The following is a 23,861-nucleotide window of genomic DNA, read 5'->3' on the forward strand; positions in this document are numbered from 1 at the left end:
TCTCTAGCTCCTCATGGGCGATTGGGTTAATAGCCACGCCAGAGGCGATAAAAGGGATGCGGGCACAGCTTCCCCAACTTAAAACATCCTCTAATATATTTAGGCAGGGGCCGATTGTCAAATGGTTTTACCGGCATAAGGCCGCAAAAGGCGACTCAAGGATAGATCCATTGACCCTCTGTCACTCTTTCCCCGTAAGCAGGGCATGGCATCCAATAGGTCCAGGCTGGAATCGAGGTGCGCCCGCACAGCACCGCCACCATCACCCGCTGGTACATGCTGTGCCCGCCGGGCCGAAAGCCTTCCAGCCGATCGATGGGCGGTAGATCGCGCTGAGGATCGGTGAAGGTCACCAGTTCCCCATAGATCAGATCCCAGTCGCCGGTCGGGCGGCCGAAGCGCGGTGTGCCGCTCTCCTGCTGTCTGCGGGCGTCGGCCAGCGGATCGTCGGTGCCCCGGGCAAGGACCAGACCTTCCGACACTTCCAGGGCCGGGAACCCGGCATGGAGATGGAAGAGCCTGCCCCAGACCACGGCCGGTTCGATGCTGCGGGCCTGGGCGCAGAAGCGTTGATGGTTCCAGTAGCCCCGTTTCAGTGTGCCGTAGACGAAGAGACGGAGGATGGTCTCGGGAGTGTCTTCCGGGTTTGTGCTGACTCGGGCCGTCCCTGGCCCTCGCCCTGCGGGCGCACTTTCAGTGCGTCCAAATCCGCTGTCCTGCGGATTTGTCAGCTTCGCGGTGTCTCCAATGTTCATGCATTCACTCCTTCGGGCAATGTCCCTTTGCGCTCCTGGGGTATGAAGCGGAATTCGCTGTTTTCGACGGCCCGCACATCCTCGTGGCGGATGGTGAGCATGGTCATGGGTGGCACCTCCAGCTCGCGCCAGCCCTTCTCGTTGTCCACGGCAAAGTCGATGAAGGCGTCGTCCGAGGAGTAGAGCACCACCCGGTGCTGGCGGTGGATGCGCAGGCAGAGCGGCTTGTTGCCCTTGAGCACGGTGATGGTGCCCGGGTCGAGCCGAGAGGCCAGCACGGCGCTCATCTGGCCACGACAGAGGGCGAGCGCCTTCTTCAAGCCCTCCTGGTCGATGGGGCCTTCGGGCGCGAAGCGGTCGGCCAGGCGGAAAATCAGCTCGCTGTCCACTTCGGCGTAGCGCGGCAGCCCGAGTCGGCGGAACAGATAATCGGCGTTGTAGATGGTGCCGTTGTGGGTGCCGATGACGATCCCGGCCCGGATGGGATGGTTGTTGCGGTTGTTGAACTCGTTGCCCCGGGTGCGCCAACGGGTGTGGCCCATGAGGATGGTGGTCTCGTTGTCGACCTGCCCGAGCAGCTCCTGAAACGGCTTCTCGTAGACCAGCTCGTGCGCCCGCATCGGCCGCTTGAAGATGCGGTGGCTGCCGTCGGTCTTGAGCCAGGCCAGACCGGAGGCGTGCGGGCCGCGCTCCTCGCTGTGCAGCAGCATGCGTATGAAGACCTCGCGCAGGTAATCCCGCTCGTCGGGCCGTCTGCGCTTGCGGCCGAAGATGATGCCTACTTGTCCGCACATGGAGCCGGGTCCTCCTTGCCGCTGAAGTTCTTGCCGAGCGGTCTCGTCCCTTCGAGGACGAAGGCCGCGTATTCGCGCCGGTGGTCCGCCAGCCACTCGGCCACCTCCGGGTAACCCATCTCGGCGGTCAGCCGGGTCACCTCCGGGTGATCGAGCATGTTGGTGCGCCCGGAGAGCCGCACCGTCTCCAGGGCTTCGAGGAATCGCTCCGGCCAGGGATCGCTGGCCTTGTCGTCGGGAAGAAACTCGATCAGGCCGTGCCGGGCCAGACGGGTGAGAAACTCGGCGGCCGCAGCGGCGGCGTCCTCCGGCAACGGCTGGGTCGGCCCGCCTTCGATGCCGGAGAGCACCTCGGTCATGTAGTCCCGGGGCGCTCGGCTGGCGGTAAACGGCGTCTGGCCGCGCATCAGCTCGACCACCTCAAGGCAGTCGGCGGCCTGGATGGTTTCTCCGCTGCCGGGGATCGGTTCGCCGTCCAGCGTGGTGGAGCGGATCAGAATCTTCATGGGGCACCTCCTTAAACAGTGAGGCCGGGAACTTGCCCGGCCTCGTTGGTGAGAGTGGTGGTTGTTTCGTCCGGGAGGACGTCCTCCGGTTTGGGCCGTCCGTTCTTGAAGGCGGCGTCGCCGGGCATGTTGGCCATCAGATGCTTGCGGGCGGTCTTGAACTCGTCGCCGATCAGGCCGAGGTGGAGCAGGAAGACCCGGAAGTCGTACTTGGCGCTCTGAGGATCGAAATCCCGCTTGCGGCTGGAGGCGGCCCGCCCATTGAGCGCCTTGGCGGCAACCGCGAGGCAGAACTGCAGGTAGGCCTTGATCCGTCCCGCGTGGAGGGTCGCCTCGAACCAGCGGAACTCCACCGTGCCCCGGTACCAGACGTTGTGCAGGTTGACCCCGTGGTAGCGGCTGTTGTCGTAGTGCTGGGGCTGGCGGTTGTGGTAGCCGTACCAGATGCGGTTGAGCTGGTCCTTGGTGCGGGGACGATGCTGTTCGATGCGCTGGATCAGCTCGTCGCTGACTGGCCGGGTGTAGCGGTTGAGCCGGTCGCGGCTGATGCCGAGGGCGTGGAGGATCAGCGGCTCCTGCTTGTAAATGATCTTGGCCAGGTTGCACAGGTGCCTGCCGTCGAAGGGAGCGGCATCGATATGGATGTGGATGCCGCACTGGCTGTTGATCTTGCCTCCGGCGCGGCGGATGGCCCGGACCACCTCCTGCAGTTGCGGGATGTCGTCATAGCCGAGCACCGGGCTGACCACCTCGGCCCGCAGATGGGCCGGGACGCTGGTCAGGGAGGCGTCCCCCACCACCTTCCAGACGCGGCCGCGCAGGTCCTCGACCTCCCAGGGGTCATAGCTGCTGGGAATGCCGACATGGCGGACCGTGCCGCCCACCACCGAGTGGATGGCCCAGGCGATCTGTTCCCGGGTGCGTTTTACGGTCTCGATCTCGATCCCGTAGTGGATCTCTTTCAGGTTCATGCGTGCCTCCGTCGTTCATGGCGCTTCTAAGTCGTTGTCTAGCAAGCCTTTTTAGCCCCCGCTTACACCATGAATGAATGCTTCTTTCCGGACACAAATCAAGTAGAAGAACAGCCGAAGCAGACATTTAACACGTTTATTTTCAATGACTTGTGAACGCTCTTGACCGAAGCTCAGTTTTTCCTCAAAAAACCCTTGACTCCGTAGTATGGTACGGACCTTATATTTAATTCAGGAGATCGAGATATGAACAACATGACCATCGGCAAGCTGGCGAAACAGTGCGGTGTGGGGGTGGAAACCATCCGCTTCTACGAACGAGAGGGATTGATTCTGCAGCCCGAGAGAAAACCTTCCGGCTATCGCCTCTATCCCGAGGAGGCGAAAGATCAGGTCCATTTCATTCGGCAGGCGAAGGATCTCGGCTTTTCGCTGAAGGAGATCAGGGAACTTCTGGATCTCAGATTGGATGGCGAACAGGCCTGCGACGAGGTGCGTTCTCTTGCGGAGGCCAAGATTGCCGACATCGAGGAAAAGATCGCCTTGCTGCAGAGGATGCGGACTACCCTGGGAGAGCTGGTCGTCGCCTGCAAAAGCAACAAGAAAACCGAACCATGCCCGATTTTGCGGGCAATCGAAAAGGAGGACCGACCATGAACCCCAAGGCCGACAAGAAACTGATGGGCGTGGGCGTCCTATCCGCCTTCGCGGCATCACTGTGCTGCATCACGCCGGTGCTGGCGTTTCTCTCCGGTGCCAGTGGGCTGGCATCCGCGTTTTCCTGGATGGAACCGGCCCGTCCCTGGCTGATCGCGCTGAGCGTCGGCCTGCTGGGATTTGCCTGGTATCAGAAGCTCAAACCACGCACCGCCGCCGAGATTCAGTGCGCGTGCGAAGATGAACGGAAACCACCCTTCCTGCAGAGCAAGGCATTTCTTGGGATCGTCACCGTATTGGCCGCACTGATGATGGCCTTTCCCTGGTATGGCAGTCTGGTCTACCCGGAAAACCAGACCAACACTGTGATCGTCCCCGCCGACCAGGTCCATACCGTTGCCTACCAGATCGAAGGCATGACCTGCCCCAGTTGCGAGGAACATGTCCGGCATGGGGCCAGCGGCGTAGACGGTGTCATTGACGTCACGGCAGATTACCGGACCGGGAAGGCGGTGGTGCGGTTCGACCGTGGACGGACCAACGATGAAGCGATCCGGCGGGCAATTGACGCGACAGGATACAAAGTGAAAGACAAGGAGGATAGGTAATGAGCGGGCAATCGCATCGGGAAAGCTGCTGCGCATCGTCTTCGGATGATGTGCGGAAATACGACCTGATCATTCTTGGCGGTGGTTCAGCGGGATTCGCCGCCGCCATTCAGGCGCATGAGTTGGGCAGGACGGTGCTGATGGTGAACGCCGAGACCCTTGGCGGCACCTGCGTCAATGTCGGCTGCGTGCCCTCCAAGACCCTGATCCGGGCCGCCGAGGCCCTGCACAAGGGAGGCCATCACGCCTTCGCCGGAATCAAGAGTGAAGCCGCGCTGGTCGATTTCGAGGCCGTTATCCGGCAGAAGGACGAACTGGTCTCGCAGCTCAGGCAGGCCAAATACATGGATGTGTTGGAGGCCTACGACCGGGTGGAACTGATCGAAGGCGACGCCAGACTGGAATCTCCCCGGACGGTGCGGGTCAACGGCGTGGTGTACGAAGCATCGAGAATCCTCGTCGCCACCGGCTCGCGTCCCTGGCTGCCGGATATTCCCGGCCTGGCCGAGAGTGCCCCGCTCGACAGTACCTCGGCCTTCGAGCTGACGCGTCTGCCGGAATCAATGATCGTGCTGGGTGGGCGCTATATCGCCCTGGAGATCGCTCAGATGTTCGCGAGACTCGGAACCAGGATCACCGTGCTCCAGCGCAGCGGGCGGATTCTCCCCACCGAAGACGCGGATCTGACCGAGGCGTTGACCGGCTATCTGCGGGATGAAAGTCTGCGCATCGAAACTTCGGTTCGGGTCCACGAGGTGAGGCGTGAGGGTTCCGGCGTGGTTGTCCGCGCTCATGTCGGTGATGCGGAGCGGGAGTTTTCCGCCGAACGGATTCTGTGCGCCACCGGCAGACGGGCCAACACCGAAACTCTTGGTCTGGAGCAAATCGGAGTGCGCCTTTCCGGGCAGGGAGAAATCCTGGTGGACGAACATCTGCAAACATCCCAGCCCGGAATCTTTGCCGCCGGAGACGTCATCGGCGAACCCGCTTTCGTTTACACGGCGGCCTACGAGGGACGCCTGGCCGCCGCCAACGCCTTGTCAGGGGAGCCACAAAGGCGCGATTACCGGGCGTTGCCCTGGGTCATCTTTTCCGATCCGCAAGTGGCCGGTGTCGGTCTGAACGAGCTGGAAGCGGCAAGCGCCGGAATCGAGGTGGAGGTGGCCAGACTCGATCTCAGGAACGTGCCCCGGGCGCTGGCGGCGAGGGACACCCGGGGCTTCATCAAGCTTATCCGCCGCAAGGGTTCCGATGAACTGATCGGGGCACGCATCCTGGCACCTGAAGGCGGCGAACAGATCATGGAGGCCGCACTGGCGATCCGCCACGGCATCGGCGTGTCGGATCTCGCTTCGGCCTTCCACCCCTATCTGACCCAGGCGGAAGGGATCAAGCTCTGCGCCCAGACCTTCGGCAAGGATGTAGCCAAGCTGTCATGCTGCTCGGCATAAACAACTACAAAGGAGAACGATTTTATGGAAGATTTGGTCTGTTACTGCTTCGGGTACACGGCGTCCGACATTGAAGAGGATGTCCGTCTCAACGGCAAATCCACGATCCTGGAGAAAATTCTGTCCGAAAAGAAAGCTGGCGCTTGCCAGTGTTCCGTGAAAAATCCCAAGGGCCGCTGATGTGTCGGTAATGTCCGCCAGTTGGTGGACAAGATTATGGGCGGTTCCAACCTCTTCGTTGGACCCTGACGGTTTCAAGAAGCAGAAACCCCGGAACGGGCTGGCCGTATCCGGGGTTTCTGGGTTGGCGGTGGCAGTGAGCCGGTCAGCCGGAGGCGGTATCAGAGGTGATCAGGCTGGCGTGCAGCTCGAGGTTGCGCGACTCGTCGGCCCGCATCCGCGCCAGCAGCGCCGTGAAGGCCTCCGCTTCGTCGGCCGGGAGCTTTGATGCCCGTTCCAGCCGCGCCAGGCGCTGGTGAAGATTCTCCAGCAGGCCCAGGGCGTGGTCACGGATCAGCCCGTCGCGCTTCTCCTGCGGCGTGGGGATGAACTCGGTCAGTCCGCCTTTGCGTCGAACGATCATGGACGTGCCTCCTTAGCTCAGGGTCGCGCCCAGCGAATGGATGCGCGGGTAGATCAGCGGTGTTCCGGTCATCTCGGCCTTGTAGCGGACCTTGTTGCCGGTGTTGTCGGTGAAGGTGCGCACCAGGGTGTACTCGGTCCAGTTCTCGTCGATGGGCCGGGTGTCTTGGATGGTCATCGCCTCCCAGGTCTGGCCGCCGTCGTTGCTGGCGAACCATTGCAGGGTGGTGCCGCTGGGGATTTGCATCTGCACATAGGCCTTGGTCGATTCCACTCCCTGGGTCAGCTCGTTCTCGCGGGTCAGGTAGGCCCCGGTGGTCTTGTTGAGGTAGCCCACCAGGTTGACGTCCCGGAAGTTGATGGCCGGGGTGTCGTTGGCAAGCGAGCTGCTCAGGCGCACGCGGATCTGGACCCGGGTGGCGAGGTTGGGCAGCCGTTCCTCCTCGGCGGGAACCATGGCGTCCCAGGTCACACCGCCGTCGGTGGAGTATTCCCAGTCGAGGCCGGTGCCCTGGGGGATGGCCGAGTATTCGTCAAGGTTGATGTCGGAGAACTGCACGCCGGTGATCGGCTGGAAGCGGATCATCCCCTCGGACTGGAAGTTGTAGCCGTAGATCTTCATCGCCAGGTCGGAGCCGTTGAGCGGCGTCCAGGTCTCGGCGTTGGAGCTCTCCAGCAGCACGCCCTCCATGTAGGTCTGCCGGGTGATGATGCCCCAGCGGCCCATCTTGCCCAAGGTAGCGGTGCGCACCTTGTAATTGGTGCTGTTGGTCAGCAGCACCACGGAATAGCTGGTATTGGCCTCGGCGTAGAACGGGTCGTCGAAGCGAATGCGGGTCTCGCCGCTCAGGCTGATCTCGTTCGGGGCCAGCACCTTCTCGGCGAACACCACGCCGTTGGGCAGACCGGTGGTGACGCCGCGAATCTGCACCGTGACCGGGATGCTCGGGTCCCTGGCGGTGAACTGCAGTCCGATGCTGGAGATCACCTGGTTTTGGGTGAAGCTGAAGGTCTGGGCCAGCGGGTCACGGGGCACGAAAATGGTTTGGGTGCGCCAGACCACCTGCACCACGGGCACGCGGATGATGCGGTTCTCGATGATGCGCTCGATGCGGGTGATGACCAGCGGATCGTTGATCTGCAGGCTGGCCCGAGCCGAGTAGACGCCGTCGGCCATCTCCACGATCCGGTTGCCGTTGCGGGCGTTGGTCGGAATGGTGAAGGAGGCGCTGACCCGACCGGCCTCGTCGCTGATCAGATTGCTGGCCATCACCTGTCCGTCGCAGCGCAGCACGATGCCGGATTTGCTCGGGGTGAAGTTGATTCCGGTGACGGCGATGCCGGTCTGGCCGCGCCGCCCGAGGTTGGGCGTGATCTGCAGCATGGCCGGGGGCTTGTCGAACACCGCGTAGGGGTTGATGTTGCGCTCCTCGGACCAGTCGTTCTGCTCCACCAGCACGGTCTCGTTGCCCGGCAACAGCGCCAGGCTGCCGAAGAAACTGGCGTTGCTGCCCGCCTGATCGACCGAGAGCACGGTGGAGTGTGGAATGCGGTCCGGCGCGACGAAACGGGCGATCTCGTTCACTCGGGCGTCCCATTCGGCGTGGTAGATGTCCGACTGGGCGGTGTTCGAGAAATCGTCCGAGTAGATGCCTTTCTTGGTCTGGGCATCCCGGTTCTGCAGCTCGTTGTTCATCTGGTACTGGGCGTCGTTGTACTTCAGGTCCTCGACGTCCTGGATGATGTCGTGGATCTGGTCCATGGTGATGCGGGTCAGGCCGAAGTTGCGGATCTCCATGTCGGTGGAGTTGGGCGGGCAGTCGATGCTGCACAGCCCCAGGGCGTTTTCCGGCACGATGGGCAGCTTCGGGAAATCGGCCGGAGCCCCTTCCAGCCGTTTGATCTCGGTGGTGGTGGCGTAAACGATGTCGCGGCGGCCGAGGTAATAGTCGTAGTCCAGGCTGCAGTTGGAACCGTTCACCGGCTGGTCGCCGAGGCTGCCGCGCCCGAAGTTGATCACGTTGAGGTTGCCCAGCTCGAGCTGCACCGCCGACATGGTGAGTCCGGCCGTGTTGGTGGCCGGAGGCGAAGCGGTACCGATCTCCTCGACACCGTCGTCGACATAGGAGAGCGCCTCGCTGCCCAGCTCCATCAGGCGCTTGTAGTCGGTGCGTGCGCCGTTGGTGGCGGCCCGGTAGACGCGATAGCCGGTCGCGCCGCTGACCGGCAGCCAGGAGAGCTTGTTCATCTCACCGGCGGCGGTGGCCCGGGCAATGACCGCAGCGGCGTTGAAGGCCGTCTCGCCGGTGGCGTTGTAGGCGGTCACCAGATAGAAGTAGTTTCCGGCCGCCGGATGGTTGGCCTGACCGAACCAGCCGCTATCCACGTAGTCGGTGCCCTTGATCATCTGCTTGGTGTAGGTCCAGCGCACCGTGTAGGTGGTGCCGATGGCCGGTTCGTTGCCGGAGCCGAGCCAGTCGACATGGTTGCCAGACTGCTGCCAGTCCACGCCCTCCTGGAAGATGGTCGCTCCCTGGCTGACCTCGAGGATATCCACCACGGGATTGGGGTCGAGCAGGTCTTCGCCGCCGCCCACCGATCCGCGAGTGACGTTGCGGGTGATCTCGACGATGGCCTCCACCTGGGTCGTCTCCTTGAGCGGTATGGAGTTGACCGGATAGCGGCGCTTGTTGATGTCGAAGGTTTTCTGCTCACCGCGCACCGATTTGGTGGCAATGGATTTGGGTACCAGGGTCGAGGTGGGCAGATCGCGCTGATGCCGGAAGCCCTGGATGTAGGCGCGTCCGGCATTGGTGATCGCCTCCACGCTGTCGTCATCGACCCCACCGATAAAGGTGTCGAAGCCCCTCACCAGATAGCTTCCGGCCTGGTCGAAGGTGCGCTCGGCCAGGTTCTGAATCAGTGAGTTGAGACCCTCGGCGGCGGCGAAGGAGAGCTGGTCCTCGGTGATCGAGGAGACGGTGATCCGGCTGCCCGGCAGCGTGCCCAGGAGATCCCGCAGGTAGAGGTTGGACTTCTCCTGCACCGTGGGCGTGACATCGCCGCTCTCGCGGTCGAACTTGTAGATCGGGATCACCCGGCGCTCGGCCACGTTGTTGGGCAGCGTCTGGCCGCTGGTGTCCGTCGCCTTGAGAGAAAGAACCCATTTTTCCCTTTCGGCGGTGGGCTCGCCGGTGGCCGGATTGATCAGGGCCGGGTCCTGGGTGTAGCCGTAGTTGTACTTCAGCAGCTCCACGTAAACGTAATCGGCCCCGCTGGTGGTGGCCGGGTCATAGGTCAGGGTCGCGCCGCTCACCTGTTCCAGGTGGCCGTCGATGTAGACCACGCCCGGGGCCAGGGTCAGGACGTTGGCGGCCGCGCTGACCTCCAGGCCCATGATGATGGAGCCTTCCTTGAACAGGATGTCGGCGATCTTGCGCCGCTCCAGGTTGATGATGTCCTGCTGCTCGTTGAGTTCGGAATCCAGCAGGTCGCGATCCTGATGGTAACGGATGCGCTTGTAATTCTTGGTCGGGTCGAATGTCTCGCGTGAGATGCTCATGATTGAATCCTCCAGTTAGATCTTGATGATCCCGACCAGCTCCACGCGGGTGTCGGAAATCTTGTTGAAGTCGGGAATGTTCTTCACCTCGTACAGGTAGCCCGGACGCAGCACCTCGCCGGTCGGATTGGTGTCCTGATGGAACACGCCGCCCATGGCGAGATCCCCGGTGACGCTTTCCACGTACTGCACGTCGCCGCCGAAGAAGCCGTATTCGCGGATGGTGATGCCGTTGGCCTCGGCCTCGTCGAAGCGGAAGAAGACGCCGATGGTGTTGGTCTCCTCGCCGGTTTCGAGATAGCGCACGCCGTTGACCAGGAGCGCCCCTTCGGCGTTCTCCTTGAGGAAGGTCCGCTTGTAGTAGCGCTTGCGGGCGCGTTCGTTTCTGAGCCCGGTCTGGCCGATGTCCGGCGCGGGCGGATTCTGCGGGTCGCTGAAGCTGGCATCCCCGTCGCCGATGGCGCAGTGGGTGATGCCGTCCACGGCCTGGCCGAGGAGGAGTTTGGCCGTCAGTATCCGGCCGGTTTTGACGATGAGTCCCAGTGCCATTGCTGTTCTCCTTTAGGTCTGAATTTCGTGGTCTTGATCGATGAGCACCGCGAACAGGATCTGGCGCGTGTCGGCCAGCAGCCCGGCCGGGATCGCAATGCGCTGAACGGTGTCGGATCGGCTGGTGTGTGCGCCGGACGTCAGGACGCTGGTATCGATGCTCCGCAGCCAGGGGCGTGTCACCCGCACCGCCGCGTCGGCATCGACGCCCAGACGGCCATGGACGACGAGCCACAGGTCGGCGCTCCGGTTCAGGCGGTTGTTCACGCGAAACGCGAGGTCGGATCGCCGTTCGAGCCGATGGGCAACCCGCACCGCGCTGTCGGCCCGGACCATCACCGTGCGCCTGGCCGGTGCCCCGGGAAACAGCTCGAAGAGCGCTCCTGGTTGCGCCGCGCCGATGGTGAGCAGTTCCGGCCGCCGGATGCCTCGGCGGGTGGTAATGGATGCCAGTTGTCCCTTATGCACTGCCACGGCGAATCCTCCCGCTGAGCTTGAGCGCCTGGCCACGGTTCATGGGCACAAGCGTTTCCGGACGACGCTGGCCGGTGATCGTAGTGATGGGTTTGAGATTTCCGCTTTGCGTTGCCATGGCGTTACTCCTTCACCGCGCACCAGCCGCCGGTGGTCAGGTTGAACACGCGGTAGCTGTCCGTACCGATTTGAATAGTGTCTTCCGAGGCGACATTGCCGCCGCCCACGGCGAAGACCTCGATGAGTTCGCCGCGCAGTTCCTGGTAGGCGGCGGAGCCGGACATCGAGGCGAGCCAGGGAAAGAGGATGGTGGTGCCGTAGCGCATCTCCGGATCGGTTTCGCCCTGGAGCCCGCCATTTGCCGCACCGCAGCGACCCTGCTGGCCGGACGCGGAAGTCCAGCCGTCGAACTTGTTCACGGCGTAGAAGGTGCCCGGCGCGTTGTAGTAGCTGTTGACGACCGGCTGCGGGTCCTCGCCGATCTTGGCTCCCGAGGCGTAATCCCGAACGAGGGTCTCGACGGTGATGGTGTTCGGCGTGGCGACGGTGTCTGTGGCGCTCACCCGCACGCGTTCGATGCCCGCGTCGTCCTTGATCACATAGTCCTGTCCGGGCGTGACCACGGTGGCGTCGTTGACCTGAAGCACCACGCCGCTTCCGGCGGTGACCGCCGCCTGCGTGAGCGCGATGGCCCCGGACCAGAAGCGTTTCAGCAATCCGCTGTAATGGCCGTAATAGGTGGAGACGAGCTTGGTGACCACGAAGACGTGGTCCAGATCGGCGAACAGCCAGAAGATGAAGTCGGCGCTGTCCTCCACCCGCAGGTAGGTGTAACTGGTGTGCGAAGCCTCGTTGACGCCGGTGTGGGTGGCCGCGTCCCAATACTGAAATGCGGCAATGTGAATCCGCCCGGAGGTGGTACTGATACGGAACTGCAGATAGACGTCCTCGGCTCCGGATTCCCCGTGAGACTTGAAGACGAAATACGGCTGCGGGTCGGCCGACTGGTCGTCGTGCAGGGTCCATCCGGTGGTGGTCACCAGAAAGGTACGCAGTTGATTGAGCAGGTCGAGCCGACCGTGGGCGAGTCCTTGAATGCTGTGGTATGCCATGGCGGCCTCCTTAGAGAATCGGGTTTTCCGTGCCGGTCAGGCGCAGCTTGATGTCGAGTTTGTTTTGCACCGGTGTGCCCGGGAGCACGGTGCAGCGCCGCCAGAAAGACAGCGTCTGCTGGAAGGCCTTGTCACCGAGATTGAGCGGTGCGCCCTGGGTGGCGGTGTCGAGTCCGGCCTGGGTCAGGGCCAGGCGGTACCAGACCGATTCGTCGGTGCCGTATTCATCGATGGGATCGAGCACCAGCCCGGTGTAGTCGTAGCCGGAATAGACGGTCGTTCCGGCGTCGTGCGCGGCCGGAGCGGTGTTGGCCACGCCCCGCTGCACGGTGAGATTGGCGGTGCCGCCGCCGCTTTCGATGAGCATCTGCTCTCCGTCGATGATGATGAGTTCGCCGTCGGCAAAGCGCGGTTCGGCCAGGGCGATGGAGGTCTGCGCCGCGTCTATGGCCGAGGCGAGGCTCGTCTGCTCGTTGGCGACGTAGAGCTGCCGATCCTTGATGTCGCCGTCGGTGCCGTTGTAGCTCTCGGCCTCGGGGCGGCTGAAATCCCCCTCGGAAATCTGCTGGGTCAGCGCTTCGTCAAGATAGAGGTGAATCGCCATGGGTTCTCCTTCAGGTGGGCCACTGGGTGGCGCGATAGTTATTGGTGGCGGCCTCGAACCCGGCCTGCGTGGGCGCGTGCAGGTCCTGCTGACGGAACAGCCAACGGTAGGACGGCCGCGACCAGCGGAATCCGGCCTGGTTGAGGCGCATGCGGCTGACGCGCATCGGGCGGGTCCGATCAACGGAGAGGCGCAGGCCGGTGGTGTTGAGCGGGCTCGCGCCCAGCTTCATGGTCTCGACCCGATGGCGCTGGAGAGAGCCCGTGTCCACGTAGACTTCAAGCGAGGCCCGTTCGCCGGTCAGATTCGCATTGCTCAGATACCGGGTGTTCAGGGTGTTCGCGTTGAGCCGGAACACAGGCCCTCTCCGCCGCCATCGGTCGATCCGGTCGACGGCCAGGGTGACGTCCGCGTCGCAGCCAGCAGTGGAGGCGAGCAGCAGATTGCTGATGCCGCCCTGGTTGGCGGTGAGGTCGAGACCAGTGTTGAGCCTGGCGCGGCCAAGCTGGAAGCAGAGGCGGTGACGAGATTCCAGCGGCAGGCGCAGGTCGTACTTGGCCTCCGCCCGTTCGACCGGTTCCGCTTGCGTGTCGAAAAAGAAATCCTTCTGCCGGAAGCAGTAGCGCAGCGCGGTCTCGCCATGGGTCAGCGGCTTGCGGTTGAGATGGCTCTCGCCCAGCCCGAAGCCGCTTTCCAGCACATCCCCTTCGAAGTCTCGGCCGGTGTAGATGGGCGTGCAGAAGGAAACCCGATCTTCGCCGACGCGGGTGTGCGGCAACCGCCAGTCGTTGAGGGCCTTGTGGTTCAGACGCATCCGGTTCTGGCGGCCGTGAAAACGGGAGACCTTCACGGCGGCCCGATCGATTTCCGGGAGCATCTCCGTGGTGCTGGTGAGCTGCAGCAGCTCCCAGGCCCTCTGCTTGTTGGTCAGGTGACGGCAGGAACCAAGCGAGGAACGTCCGAGGACGAAGGTTTCGTCGAGAAACGCCAGCACGATCCGGCGCACGGCGTTGGCGTGCCCGAAGTCGAGCATCGCGCCGCCTTCGATCCATTCGAGCAGAAACTGGAGCCAGAAACAGCGCGTACCCGCCGGGTGGTGAAACACCAGGACGTCGCGCAGCCCCTCGGTCTGGTTGAGACACAGCACGCGAAACACGCCGAGGCTGAACACCAGCCCGGGTAGTTTGGCGCTGCTGAGTCGGGAGCGGGCATTGAGACGCAGCGCCGAGCGGAAGGTCTCCTGCAGTTCACCCTGCCAACCGAGCGCGTCAAAGTCCCGCTCGATAGCCGGAATGGTGCCCTTGCGGCGATAGATTTCGACCGCCTCCCGCACGCGGCGGCGCTGGCAGTTCGGCGAACAGGTGCCGTCCACTTCGAGGCCGACCAGTCTCGCCAGCAGCGGCAGGAAGCGCTCGTCGCAGTGATCGACGTCGAAGATGGTCGGGAAATCGTCGATGGCCTGCTTGAGCTCGTCGAGCGTTCCGGCGGGAAGGCTCAGAAAGGTGCGCAGGTCACCGGCCTCGTCGTTGTGCTCGTAAAGCGGCGGCAGCAGGCCGAGCAGATTGTCCTTGAACCAATCCGACATCAACCGGCCCTCCGCAGATCGAGGTTGACGCTGCCGAGAACCGGGATTTCGCCGTGGCGCAGCTCGATGTCCTGCTGCGGCGCGTACAGGTGCATGTGGCTGACGCCGCGCACGCCGTCGATCAGGGCCACCAGGTCGGAGAAGAGAATGGTCTGACCGAAGGAGACTTGGTCGAAGGAAAAGAAATCGGAGAGCGCGGCTTCAATGCGGCTGCGCACGTTTTCCAGCGGTTCACCGGGCCAGACGTAGACCTCGGCGTCGATGGAAACGGGCCGGTAGATCGGATCGAACAGGTTGATCTCGACCGTGATGACCTTGCGGCGTTCGAGAAACTCCGCGAGGTCCCGCTTGAGCAGCGCCGAGGGCATTCCGCCGCCGTTGGGGGCGATGGCCAGTTGGACGTTGTAGTAGCGGATGTTCTGGCAGGCATTGGTGTCGAGCACCTTGGCCTTGGCGACGCCGGGGTAACCTTCGGCGAGCGCCTGGTAATCCTCCAGGGTGACGGCTTTCCAGAGACTGCGCAGCTCCGCCGGTGCCTGTCGGCGGGCGTGTTCGAGGGCTTCCCGCGAAGCGCCGCCGGTGGCGGGCATAGGGTTGGTGACGGTCAGGGAAACCTGGCCTCCGTCGAGGTAGATCGGGCTCAGCAGTTGAGTGATCCGGTTCGGACCGAGATTCCCCTGGTCCCCGATGGTCTGCAGATAGCTGACGGCGATGGCGCTTCCCTGAGCGGGTACAGCGCCGCTTTGTCCGTCGCCGAAAATCAGGGTCGAGATGTCGAGGGCGTCCAGGTCGGCCATGAAATGGCGGCTGTCGGCCAGGCTGTCCTGGAAGTGATCGACCTCGCTCCAGGCGTCGTCCCCCACCGTAACGGTGATGGTGCCCTGGGCGATGACGTCGCCGGTCAGGCGGATGCGCTGGAATGGCAGCCCCGTCGACGTGAAGGTCTCGGTGCGGCGCACGCCTTGACGGGCCGGGATGTCCACCGAGAGCACGCCTCGCGGGATGAGGCCATCCTCGACCGTCTCGAAATCCGCCTCGCCGTCATTCAGCAAGGCACGACAGGCCGTTCCCGCCGGAATGGTCAGGTCCTTGCCGAGCGGGGCGGAGAGCCGGAAGCGCAGCATGGTGGTGGAGGCCACCGGCGAGTCCAACCGGTAGCCGATGAGCTTGCAGAGATTGATGACGTTCTGGCGCTGGCGGGCCGTGGGCAGAAAGGCCTCGGCCGCCTGGGCGTCCAGGTAGTAGGCCAGCATGTCGCCCACGCCGCAAAACAGATCGAGCAGGACGACGCCGAGATCGGAGTGGTTGAAATCGGTCCAGCGGTCAGTGAGCTGCGGGATCTTCGCCAGCAGCTCCTGGCGGATCGATTCGTAATCCTTGTTGATGTATCCGATGCTTGCGCGGCCCATGTTCTCTCCGGTTTTCGACGGTTATGCGAGAGCGCCTGATGCTCTCGCCACGCCGGTTACTTACCGGAAGGGGCCTGGATGTGTCGGAGGCGAGAGGCCTCAGAGCGGGCCGCGCAGTTGCCAGACGGGATTGGGCTGCCCGGAGGTGTTGTTGAGGTAGTGGGATTCCTTTTTGCCTTCGAAATAGAACAGGCCGATGCGGCCCGGCTCCAGGGTGGTGATCCGGTGAACGGTGCCAGCGGCGTTGTCTTCCGCCTGGCTCTGGGCGTCGAAACCCAGACCGCTCGCGGCCAGATAGAGAGCGTGCTCGGCCTGGGGCGCTTCGGTTTCGGGAGCTCCCTCGAACGTCAGGTAATGGCCGTGGTTGTCACCCGGATCGCTGACGATCCACTTGCCGTTGCGGTCCTGAAAGGCTCCCTCGATGTAGGCGACTTCGTATTCTCCCGCTGGCCAGATGAAGGAATCCGCCGGATCGGGGCTCATCTCGGCCGCGTCGAACCAGAGCAGATTGAACAGCGAGCGCACGTCCGGCGACAGGCGCACGCTGCGCACCGGCGGCGGTTCCGGCTCGGGTTCCGGCTGGGGATAGCTGGGCGCGGGATTGTTCGGGTCTTCTCTGTAGAAGGGATAGACCAGGTTGCCGTCCACCTGGCTCTGGATCACCCGGTAGGCGATATGCACCAGCAGCAGGTTTCCGTCGATATTCAGCGGCCGGTCGTCGAAGTGTACCTCCGTGATGATCACCCGCTTTTCCCAGCGCTTGATGGCGTCGATCACGTAATGGCGCAGCAGGCCCTTGAGCACCTCGTCGTTTTGTTCGAACACCAGATCCTTCAGCCTGGAACCGAACTCCGGATTCATGAACCGTTCGCCGATTCGGGTGCCGAGGATCTGCAGGATGCTTTCGCGGATGTGTTCGTGCTCCCGCGAGGTGGCGGTCGATACCTGGATGCCGCCGGATAGCGACTGAAACCGGAATGGGTAACGCAGCCCCTTGCCGAGAAAGTCGTAGCTCATCAGGTACGCTCCTCGCAGTCGATGCCGCACTGTCCAGAGCAGCCATTTTCCGAAGTGTCGTCATCGATAGCTTCTCCCTGGAATCGGATCACCAGATCCAGACAGCTCTTGAGTCCCAGATGGATGGTTCCGTCCGCCTCGATCAGCCCGCCGTGGCCGGACTGGCCGCACTGGAATCCCTTGGCTCCGCCGGAAAGCAGACGGACGGCGATGGTTTCGCCGATGCCCTCGATGCGGCCGATGCCGATGATGTCGATAGGACCGGACGGGTTGATCAGCGTGATGAACCGCTCCCGGTGATCGACGTCGAGACGGATGCCCTCGGGCAGAACCACCGCGAAGCGTTCCGCGCCCATGGCGGTCGGCTCGATCCCGGCAGGCAGTCCGCTGATACCGGCTGCCTCCTGGGTCGAACGCAGATAGGACTCGACCAGGGTGTAAAGGCGTCCCGGGGCGACCTCGATGGCCATGCCGGGTCCGGGGGTGATGACCTGCTGTTCCCCAGCGTCGATAACGCAGATTCGCTGGTCGTCCGTGGTCCGCAGGATCATGCCGTCAGGCAAGGTGAAGAGCCGGTTGCCGTCCGGTAGATCCCGGGGTTCGGTGCTCGCAGGCAGTTCGACGAAGGGATAGAAATCGGGCTCCGGCTCGATCTGTACCTGCTCCAGGTACTCCTGGGTCTTGGCTTGTTGCGCCTCCAGATAGGCCTGGGCCTGGCCGCGCATCGCCTCCGAGGCGGCGTGACCGGCCTCCAGCAACGTGCGGATGCCGGAAAGCTCCTCACGGATGCCGGACAGGTGATTGCAGAGCGCCCGCAGTACATACTGCTGTTCGCCGGAATCGGTTTGTTCGATGGTGGCCTGCAAGTCGGCGGGTTCTTCGGAAATCATCGACAACCTCCATTACATGCCGACATTGGCGGGTTGGGATTGATAGCTCATGGCGTTGACCGGCGTCACAGTCCCGGTCGCGCCGTCTATTTCGAACACGGTCCAGACCGTGCCCGGGGCGTTGGGAACGGTGAAGGTCTGCTCACGGCCATCGCTCAAGAACACCTTCACCGATGCTCCCGACTGCGCCAGGCCGGTGCTCGGATTGGCGTTGCGGTTGGTGTAGTCGTGGACCGCGTAGCGGTAGACGCCGGGGATGAGCCGATGGATGGTGATGGTCTCCGGCCCGTAGGAGCTGGTGTCGTCCACGTCCAATTCCGCCGCCTCGTTTTCGATGGTGTGGGAATAGAACACATGGAACCTGCCGCCCGATGGCGTCGGTCCGGTGAGATGGGAATCGAGATCCCTGGGGTTGAGTCCCCACTGCAACACGATGCGGGCGACCTGGCCGTCGAGCTCGGGCGAGAGAACGATCTGGATGTCGCCGGAGGTGTTGGGGTCAGCGTTCACCCAGCCGTGCCAGGCGATGTATCCCGGCGCGGTGACCTCCACGTAATAGAATCCCTCGGGCACGGACAGCTCGAACCCGCCATAGGCGTTGGCGAAGGTCTGGTACGCAGCCGGGCCGGCTTCCGAGCGACGGAATTCGATCAGCGCGTTGCCGACACCGCTGGTGTTGAGGGCGTTGATCACCGTGCCACTGAGGAAGACCGATGCTCCGCTGGCAAAGTCCGGGTGGTCGGCGAACCAGGACGGATCGCGGACCTCCACCAGAACATGGCGAAGGCTGTCCCGGGCCGAGGATCGCCAGACCATGAGCACGGCGTTGCCGATGGTCCAGCCGCAGCGAATGACACCATCCGGCTCGATCTCCGCGACCTCCGGGTTGCTGGAGGCAAAGACCGGGGCGTCCACGTCGCCGCGCAGGGAGAGCGGAACCCGTTGCTCGAACTCGCCAGCGGAGAGGCGGATGGAGCGAGGCTGAACCTCCCAGTGGCTAAAGGCTGGCGGGGTATCCGTCATGAAGGAACCTCCACCGGTGCGGAGACGCCGCCGCCATAGACCTCGACCTGGACGTGACGCAGGCTGAGCCGCTCGGCAGAATCCCAGACCAGGATCATGGCCGCCCCGGGAACGAAGCCGCACTCGACATTGCCGTCCTCATCGACACTGGCCACGTCGGGATTGGACGATTCGAACACCGGCGCTTCGGGTAGACCACGGATCGAGAGCGGAATGCGCTGGACGAATGGGGATCGCGAGACCCGGATCAGTTTCGGGAAAACATCCCAGTAGTGCGGTTCCTGCGGCTGTTCGAGATTGTTCATCGCGTCCCCCCTCAGTTGTCGATGGTGTCGGGACTGCCGGTGACTATGATGGCTCCGCAGGCGGTGATGTCGCCGAGGCGGGCGTTGGGCAATCCTTCAGTGATGGTGTCGAAGCTGCCGGACACGATAGGCGTCACGCCATGCCCCGGGATGGGACAGACGTGCAGATCCCCCATGCGGGCCACCGGCATGCCGTTGTCCAGCGTCCGGCTCGCCCCGGTGATGATGACGCCGCCGTGACTGCTGATGTCGCCGAGTCGCGCCTGGGAGCTCATGGGTTTACCTTCAGCAGCAGATGGATCAGAAAGCCGACGAGTCCGCCGATGGTGCTGCCGATGGTCAATACCAGGCCGACGATCTTCCACATGGTCTCGGTCCCCATCTTGGAGCCGACCCGGGCGTGCAGCCGGTCGATCTCCTCGGCGTGCCGGTGCAGATCGGAATAGATCGAGCGGACCAGCACCTCGACGTTTTCCTTGTCCGATTTCTTCTCGATTTCGCGCTCGATCTTCTCGAGGCGATCTTGGATTTCCCGGCGGTGGCTTTCGAGAATGCTGCGGAATTCCTCCCGCCAATGCTCGAAAGTCCGGGCCAGCAATTCCTCGCTGGCCGAGAGTCCGGAGGGCGTTGTTGTTCTTTCTCCCATGCAATGCTTCCTTCAGGTGTTGATCAAGACAGTGTTCGTCGAGCGAATGATGATGTTTCCTGCCACCCCATCCATGAACACGAGGCTGCCGGACTTGTCGGTGGCGCTGATGCTTTCCTGGCCTGGCGCGGCGTTCATGCGCACCACCTGACCTGCTTTGTCGGTGAGGCGGATCTGTTCGGCGGCGGCAGTGGAATCGACGAGGATTTCCTGGGTACCGTTGAGCCCCCAGATGTGAACCTTCTCCCGGCCCTTGGTGGTATCGATGAGGATCTTCTGCCAGCGGGAGCGGCCCTTGTCGCACGAGAGGATGTGGACCTTCTCCTTGTCCTGCCAGGCTTCGAGGATTACCTGCTGGCGACAGAGGTCGGTGAGCTGGATTCGGGCGCGGGAGCCGACGATCTGCGAGGCGATGTCGAGCTGGTCGCCTTTCTCGGCGTCCTTCGTGCCGCGCCGCAGGGCGTTGCCGCTCTGCATCTCCGGCTTCACCTTCCCTTCCATGGTGAGGATCTGCCCGGCGCGGTCGATGATCCGCAGCAGCTCGTCGCCGTCGCGGTCATCGGCCAGAATGGTGTGGCCGGTTTCGGTCTTGAGCAGGATCTTCAGACGCGGGCAGTAATACGGCGGATGGCCGTGGTACTTCTTGTGTTCGAGATCGTCGTGCCGGTTGGCCTGATGCTCGACCTTGTCCTCGCAGTCATGGCAGAAGGCATTCGCGCAGGTGCGCTTGGATTCCTCGGGTTGCTCGCCGGGATTGCTCTTGGCCAGCCAGACCCCGGTCCAGATCGGATACTGGACGACGCCGCCCTCGAACTCGGCCCAGACCGAGGCCCCTTCCTCGGGGACCAGGAACATGCCGGTGTCGTCGTTGCCGCCGTAGGGGAAACAGGGCGCGGCCCATTCGGACCAGTTCTCCCGCCCGCTGCCGAGCACGGCGGGGATTTCCAGGCGGACCCGGGCGAGGCGTTCGGGGTCGTTGTTGTCGCGCACGAAGGCCCGGTACTTGCCGTACCAGCGGTTGCGGTAGCGCTCCTCGGATTGACGGTCGCGGGTTTCAAGCATGCTCCGCCTCCCGTTTTCGACTGGCGTCCCAGGCCAGCCAGCCGCCCAGGCGAACCGCCCAATACATGACCTGCCTTTTCCAAAGAGGCACAAACAGGGCCGCCATCAGTTCGAGAAAGATGCGGTCGGCCGCAAGCCGCGAGACCTTGCCGGTGTGGTAGAGGTAGTCGTGAACGACGGCCGCCGGGGAATATCGCCCCCAAGGCGGCACCACGCGCCAGAACAGGCGCGGCACCGAGGCGAAGTCGGTCTCGAACCCGGCGGGCACTTCGATGATGCGGCCAGCGCCGGTGCGGACACGGAACGGCTGGGTCAGCCTCGCGGTCATTCCATTGGGCAGGATCTCCACCCGAAGCGGCCCGGAGAGCCCCAGTGCAGTGCCGGAAAACAGGGCCTTGGTTTGGGCGCTCATGACCGCCACCTCGCCTTGCCCGACTGGCGCACATCGAGATGGACCCAGGAGGCATAGACACCGATGCCTCCCTCGCGGAAGAGCGGAATTTCCTCGGCGATGACCGCCAGTTCCTCGGGCGAAACGCCTGCGGGACAGCTCACGTCGGCCGCCATGCCCAGCGTGTGGAAACTCTGCTCCGCGCCGCCCACCGCCTTGTTATGCCGGTTGCAACGGAAGCCGCTGGTGATGGACAGCGGTTTGCCGATGCGGTCGCGCAACGCCTGCAGGGCGTCGACCAGGTCAGGATGGACCGCAGCCGAATGGCCGCAGCAGTTCTTGCCCTTGCAGGCGAATTCCGAACGGTTGAAATTCTTACTGAGATCACCCATTGCCGCCTCCTTGTGTGACCGCGCCGGAATCCGCGTCGATGGTCACCATGGCTGGCGGCTCGTTTTGCGGCGTGGGCGGGGCCTCCTTGTCGTTGGTTTTGCCCTGGGACTCGGCGGACTTGTCGCCCGCGCCCTTGCCGAGGGCGTTCTTCTTGAGTTTGAGTTCGCAGAGATAGCCAGCGCCGCTGATGCTGTGGCGCACCGAGTGGCAGTAGTAGATGCCGGAAAACTTCCGGCCCACGCCCTTGATCTCGACGTTTTTCTTGGCGCGTAGCTGGGGAATGCCGATGGTGGCCGCATCCGCCTCGACCTGGCGCAGCTCGGCCTCGCGGAATTTGCCTTCGGCGCTGTCCTGGGCGGGCTCCTGGCGCGGCTCTTCGTGAAAGCCTTCGGAACGGTCGAAGCTGGGTACGATCTGCCCCGTCTCCCGTTCCTTGAAGCTGCCTTCGCCGGTGTTGCCGTCGACCAGATAAGTCTGCTTGCCCAGGGCGGTCCGCTCGGGGGTGGTGGCGTTGTTGGCCTTGTGCTCGACCACGTCCTTCTTGCGCGGGTCGACACCGACCGTCTTGGTCTCGACACCCGCGCCCTTGGCCCCCTGGGATTGGGTGCTGGGGCGGAACGAGCGCAGCAGGCCCTTGGTGTCGGTGAAATATTCGAGGGTCAGAAGCGGCGTCTGGTCGAGCTCGCGAGGATGGAAATGGAGTTCGTCGTCCTGGATGTAGAAGACATAGCCGCTCACACCGTCGCCATCGCGGTCGCGAGCCTTTTCCGCCAGCTCCTTGAGGAACTGGGCGTCCGAAATGTTGCTCTGGGTAACGCGGAGATGGGTTCCCTTGGTGGCCGTGACCACCGGCGTGAGGCCGTTGGCGGCGGCGATCTGTTCGGCGATTTCCGAATAGAGGATGCCAGGAGCGGGTTTCTGCCAGACCTTCTGGTTCTCCTTGCCAGCGAGTTTGAAGCCCTTGTCGTAGGCCTTGATGCGGATAGTTGGATCGCCGTTTTCCGGGAAGTCGTAATCGATGTCCTTGATGACCGCCTTCTTGCGTGGAGAGAGGTTACCCACGTAGCCGAAGCGAGCGACGATCTCATTGCCTTCCTGGAACAGGGGATCGTCGACGAACTGCAGGTTGCGGTCGGTCACCGACAGCTCGAGGACATCCAGCTCCTCCTCATTGTCGGTGAAGACGAACGAAGTGATCTCCTGGGTGATGTCCTTCGAGAGGTCTTGCCCCTCGATCTGAATCAGAAATGTCGGCTTGAAGGTATCCAGATCCATGCGTTTCTCCGGCGGTTCGCAGTTCCCTGCTTACTTACCGGAAGGCATGGCCAGGTGTCGGACGCTTCAGTCGAGCAGGCGCATTTGGACGTGTTCGCGAGAGGGAATGCGCAGGGCCAGGCCGGGCTCGAGCGCCAACGGGAAAAAGAGGTCGTTGTAATCACAGATGATCCACCAGAGCCTGGCGTCACCCAGATAGCGGTGCGCGAGCAGATCCAGACGCTCGCCCTCGACCAAGGTGTGTAGGCGGTCGTCGTGTCTGGGGGTGGTGTCGATGCGCTGGCGCATACCGAGGGAGGTACCGTCGCTGTCCCGGTAGAGAACGCAGCGGGCGTATCGGGAATCGCGGCCGATCATGAGCGCACCTCCGACCAGTTGATGGAACGGTCCACATATTCCTCGAGGACGATGTCCACCTCGGCCCGTTGCGGCAGCAGGTTGTCCCGGTCGAACAGGCCGAAGAACCGCGCCTTCACCTGCCGGACGATGCAGGTCACGCCCGGGTAGAGATCGCCGAAGATAAGCAGCACGCGGTGCGGCGCGTTCTTGAGCATGGTTCCGGCGTGTTCCGGATATTGCAGCGAGCGAAGCCAGTCGACCTTCTGCTTCACCGGCCCCTTGAACAGCTCGACCTTGAAGGCGATCCGGCGCGGTTCCCCGGCGACATACTGGTAGCGCGGGTGGCTCATGCCGGGGATCTTGATCGTCGCGTAGTCGGTCGACTTCTCGTCGCTGATGGAGTTGGGGTTGTACTGGAATTCGAGCCGCTCCCCCGTGTCGGCGTCCACCAGATATCCCTTGATGGGCTGTTGATCCCAGGCCATTGCTTACACCTCGGCGATCTCGAGGATCGGCTTGCCCAGTTGTCCGGCCCGGTCGAGTTCCAGCCGCATGCCGCTGGAAATGCCGTTGCCGGTGAACGCCCACACCTCGTCGCAACATTCCATGTAGGCCAGGCCGCAGGCGATGCCCGTCTCCCGCTGCTCGGGAACGCTGTCATCGGTAAAGGTTGGATACAACAGGTGCGGCGCGAACGGCGCGTGACCGTTTCTCATGACCCGTCGGCAAAGCGCCTCGGCTACCTTGACGTTTCGGGCTATGTCACCCGCGAACGGGCTGCAGACAAAGATGCGTTTCATCGGTCCTCTCAAAGTGTTTCGTAATTTCTGATCTTCCGCTCGCGAAGGTCCTTGTAGACTGCCTCGGCCACCTTCCGGCCATCGATGTTGGTGGTCACGCT

General features: G+C 63.2%; 30 protein-coding genes. 4 read left to right on the forward strand and 26 right to left on the reverse strand.

Translation table 11 applies throughout. The features are described from left to right. Positions 1 to 155 precede the first annotated feature (155 nt). From CKO35_RS08025 to CKO35_RS08040, 4 genes are read right to left on the reverse strand one after another with little or no spacing between them, the layout of a single operon-like run. Entirely contained in the window at positions 156 to 755 is a 600-nt protein-coding gene (locus CKO35_RS08025; RefSeq protein ID WP_200174490.1) for a gamma-glutamylcyclotransferase family protein, read from the reverse strand. Then, positions 752 to 1,549, reverse strand: coding sequence for a hypothetical protein (locus CKO35_RS08030; protein ID WP_200174492.1), 798 nt, complete (start codon positions 1,547 to 1,549; stop codon positions 752 to 754). Before CKO35_RS08030 ends, CKO35_RS08025 begins: the two co-directional genes overlap by 4 nt. Further along, positions 1,534 to 2,055, reverse strand: coding sequence for a DUF5049 domain-containing protein (locus CKO35_RS08035; protein ID WP_200174494.1), 522 nt, complete (start codon positions 2,053 to 2,055; stop codon positions 1,534 to 1,536). Before CKO35_RS08035 ends, CKO35_RS08030 begins: the two co-directional genes overlap by 16 nt. An 11-nt stretch (positions 2,056 to 2,066) precedes the next feature. Continuing rightward, on the reverse strand, positions 2,067 to 3,026 hold the full coding sequence (locus CKO35_RS08040; RefSeq protein ID WP_200174496.1) for an amidoligase family protein: 960 nt from the start codon (positions 3,024 to 3,026) through the stop codon (positions 2,067 to 2,069). 246 nt (positions 3,027 to 3,272) lie between these two features. Here CKO35_RS08040 and CKO35_RS08045 point away from each other — a divergent pair, with 246 nt between their 5' ends. Genes CKO35_RS08045 through CKO35_RS08060 form a run of 4 tightly spaced genes read left to right on the forward strand, consistent with a single transcriptional unit; the run spans position 3,273 to position 5,922 of the window. Continuing rightward, a complete protein-coding gene (locus tag CKO35_RS08045) occupies positions 3,273 to 3,683 on the forward strand; it encodes a MerR family transcriptional regulator (RefSeq protein WP_200174498.1) in 411 nt (136 codons plus the stop codon). After that, a complete protein-coding gene (gene merTP, locus CKO35_RS08050; protein ID WP_200174500.1) occupies positions 3,680 to 4,291 on the forward strand; it encodes a mercuric transport protein MerTP in 612 nt (203 codons plus the stop codon). The genes CKO35_RS08045 and merTP overlap by 4 nt, the downstream gene beginning before the upstream one ends. Further along, a complete protein-coding gene (merA, locus tag CKO35_RS08055; protein WP_200174502.1) occupies positions 4,291 to 5,742 on the forward strand; it encodes a mercury(II) reductase in 1,452 nt (483 codons plus the stop codon). The genes merTP and merA overlap by 1 nt, the downstream gene beginning before the upstream one ends. 24 nt (positions 5,743 to 5,766) lie before the next feature. Beyond that, complete coding sequence (locus CKO35_RS08060) at positions 5,767 to 5,922, forward strand: bacterioferritin-associated ferredoxin (protein ID WP_200174504.1); 156 nt, start codon at positions 5,767 to 5,769, stop codon at positions 5,920 to 5,922. Positions 5,923 to 6,067: 145 nt separating this feature from the next. Here CKO35_RS08060 and CKO35_RS08065 read toward each other — a convergent pair whose 3' ends face one another. The 22 genes from CKO35_RS08065 to CKO35_RS08165 all read right to left on the reverse strand — a co-directional run bounded on the left by CKO35_RS08065 (position 6,068) and on the right by CKO35_RS08165 (position 23,760). Next, positions 6,068 to 6,325, reverse strand: a complete 258-nt coding sequence (locus tag CKO35_RS08065) for a VrlD (protein WP_097010730.1) — start codon at positions 6,323 to 6,325, stop codon at positions 6,068 to 6,070. 12 nt (positions 6,326 to 6,337) lie between these two features. Further along, positions 6,338 to 9,886, reverse strand: coding sequence for a DUF4815 domain-containing protein (locus CKO35_RS08070; RefSeq protein WP_200174511.1), 3,549 nt, complete (start codon positions 9,884 to 9,886; stop codon positions 6,338 to 6,340). A gap of 15 nt (positions 9,887 to 9,901) precedes the next feature. Further along, positions 9,902 to 10,435, reverse strand: coding sequence for a hypothetical protein (locus CKO35_RS08075; RefSeq protein WP_200174513.1), 534 nt, complete (start codon positions 10,433 to 10,435; stop codon positions 9,902 to 9,904). A gap of 12 nt (positions 10,436 to 10,447) precedes the next feature. After that, entirely contained in the window at positions 10,448 to 10,909 is a 462-nt protein-coding gene (locus CKO35_RS08080) for a hypothetical protein (protein ID WP_200174515.1), read from the reverse strand. After that, positions 10,896 to 11,027 (reverse strand): hypothetical protein, encoded by a 132-nt coding sequence (locus CKO35_RS18195; RefSeq protein ID WP_274600807.1) that lies wholly within the window; start codon positions 11,025 to 11,027, stop codon positions 10,896 to 10,898. Before CKO35_RS18195 ends, CKO35_RS08080 begins: the two co-directional genes overlap by 14 nt. Before the next feature lie 4 nt (positions 11,028 to 11,031). Further along, positions 11,032 to 12,021: a hypothetical protein gene (locus CKO35_RS08085; protein ID WP_200174517.1), complete on the reverse strand. Its 990-nt coding sequence runs from the start codon at positions 12,019 to 12,021 to the stop codon at positions 11,032 to 11,034. Positions 12,022 to 12,031: 10 nt separating this feature from the next. Then, on the reverse strand, positions 12,032 to 12,625 hold the full coding sequence (locus tag CKO35_RS08090; RefSeq protein WP_200174519.1) for a hypothetical protein: 594 nt from the start codon (positions 12,623 to 12,625) through the stop codon (positions 12,032 to 12,034). A gap of 10 nt (positions 12,626 to 12,635) precedes the next feature. Continuing rightward, entirely contained in the window at positions 12,636 to 14,210 is a 1,575-nt protein-coding gene (locus CKO35_RS08095) for a phage tail protein (RefSeq protein ID WP_200174521.1), read from the reverse strand. Further along, a complete protein-coding gene (locus tag CKO35_RS08100) occupies positions 14,210 to 15,619 on the reverse strand; it encodes a baseplate J/gp47 family protein (RefSeq protein ID WP_200174523.1) in 1,410 nt (469 codons plus the stop codon). Before CKO35_RS08100 ends, CKO35_RS08095 begins: the two co-directional genes overlap by 1 nt. Positions 15,620 to 15,718: 99 nt before the next feature. Next, positions 15,719 to 16,636 (reverse strand): GPW/gp25 family protein, encoded by a 918-nt coding sequence (locus tag CKO35_RS08105; protein ID WP_200174524.1) that lies wholly within the window; start codon positions 16,634 to 16,636, stop codon positions 15,719 to 15,721. Continuing rightward, entirely contained in the window at positions 16,636 to 17,526 is an 891-nt protein-coding gene (locus tag CKO35_RS08110) for a hypothetical protein (RefSeq protein ID WP_200174526.1), read from the reverse strand. The genes CKO35_RS08105 and CKO35_RS08110 overlap by 1 nt, the downstream gene beginning before the upstream one ends. A gap of 12 nt (positions 17,527 to 17,538) precedes the next feature. Then, complete coding sequence (locus CKO35_RS17935) at positions 17,539 to 18,549, reverse strand: hypothetical protein (RefSeq protein WP_242467096.1); 1,011 nt, start codon at positions 18,547 to 18,549, stop codon at positions 17,539 to 17,541. Continuing rightward, on the reverse strand, positions 18,546 to 18,854 hold the full coding sequence (locus CKO35_RS08120; protein ID WP_011366989.1) for a hypothetical protein: 309 nt from the start codon (positions 18,852 to 18,854) through the stop codon (positions 18,546 to 18,548). Before CKO35_RS08120 ends, CKO35_RS17935 begins: the two co-directional genes overlap by 4 nt. An 11-nt stretch (positions 18,855 to 18,865) precedes the next feature. After that, the gene (locus CKO35_RS08125) at positions 18,866 to 19,129 is read right to left on the reverse strand and encodes a PAAR domain-containing protein (protein ID WP_200174528.1); all 264 of its coding nucleotides are present in this window, start codon (positions 19,127 to 19,129) and stop codon (positions 18,866 to 18,868) included. After that, a complete protein-coding gene (locus CKO35_RS08130) occupies positions 19,126 to 19,500 on the reverse strand; it encodes a hypothetical protein (RefSeq protein ID WP_039644677.1) in 375 nt (124 codons plus the stop codon). The genes CKO35_RS08125 and CKO35_RS08130 overlap by 4 nt, the downstream gene beginning before the upstream one ends. Before the next feature lie 12 nt (positions 19,501 to 19,512). Continuing rightward, on the reverse strand, positions 19,513 to 20,562 hold the full coding sequence (locus tag CKO35_RS08135) for a phage baseplate assembly protein V (protein ID WP_200174530.1): 1,050 nt from the start codon (positions 20,560 to 20,562) through the stop codon (positions 19,513 to 19,515). Beyond that, on the reverse strand, positions 20,555 to 20,974 hold the full coding sequence (locus CKO35_RS08140; RefSeq protein WP_200174532.1) for a DUF1353 domain-containing protein: 420 nt from the start codon (positions 20,972 to 20,974) through the stop codon (positions 20,555 to 20,557). The genes CKO35_RS08135 and CKO35_RS08140 overlap by 8 nt, the downstream gene beginning before the upstream one ends. Then, positions 20,971 to 21,345: a YcbK family protein gene (locus CKO35_RS08145; protein WP_020886736.1), complete on the reverse strand. Its 375-nt coding sequence runs from the start codon at positions 21,343 to 21,345 to the stop codon at positions 20,971 to 20,973. Before CKO35_RS08145 ends, CKO35_RS08140 begins: the two co-directional genes overlap by 4 nt. After that, complete coding sequence (locus CKO35_RS08150; RefSeq protein WP_200174534.1) at positions 21,338 to 22,621, reverse strand: phage late control D family protein; 1,284 nt, start codon at positions 22,619 to 22,621, stop codon at positions 21,338 to 21,340. The genes CKO35_RS08145 and CKO35_RS08150 overlap by 8 nt, the downstream gene beginning before the upstream one ends. A gap of 66 nt (positions 22,622 to 22,687) precedes the next feature. Continuing rightward, complete coding sequence (locus tag CKO35_RS08155) at positions 22,688 to 22,978, reverse strand: LysM peptidoglycan-binding domain-containing protein (RefSeq protein ID WP_200174536.1); 291 nt, start codon at positions 22,976 to 22,978, stop codon at positions 22,688 to 22,690. Continuing rightward, a complete protein-coding gene (locus CKO35_RS08160) occupies positions 22,975 to 23,445 on the reverse strand; it encodes a CIS tube protein (protein WP_011366981.1) in 471 nt (156 codons plus the stop codon). The genes CKO35_RS08155 and CKO35_RS08160 overlap by 4 nt, the downstream gene beginning before the upstream one ends. Positions 23,446 to 23,448: 3 nt before the next feature. Then, on the reverse strand, positions 23,449 to 23,760 hold the full coding sequence (locus CKO35_RS08165) for a DUF7768 domain-containing protein (protein WP_011700606.1): 312 nt from the start codon (positions 23,758 to 23,760) through the stop codon (positions 23,449 to 23,451). Between the last annotated feature and the right edge of the window lie 101 nt (positions 23,761 to 23,861).

The sequence above is a fragment of the Ectothiorhodospira shaposhnikovii genome (assembly GCF_016584105.1).
Classification (GTDB): Bacteria; Pseudomonadota; Gammaproteobacteria; order Ectothiorhodospirales; family Ectothiorhodospiraceae; genus Ectothiorhodospira; species Ectothiorhodospira shaposhnikovii.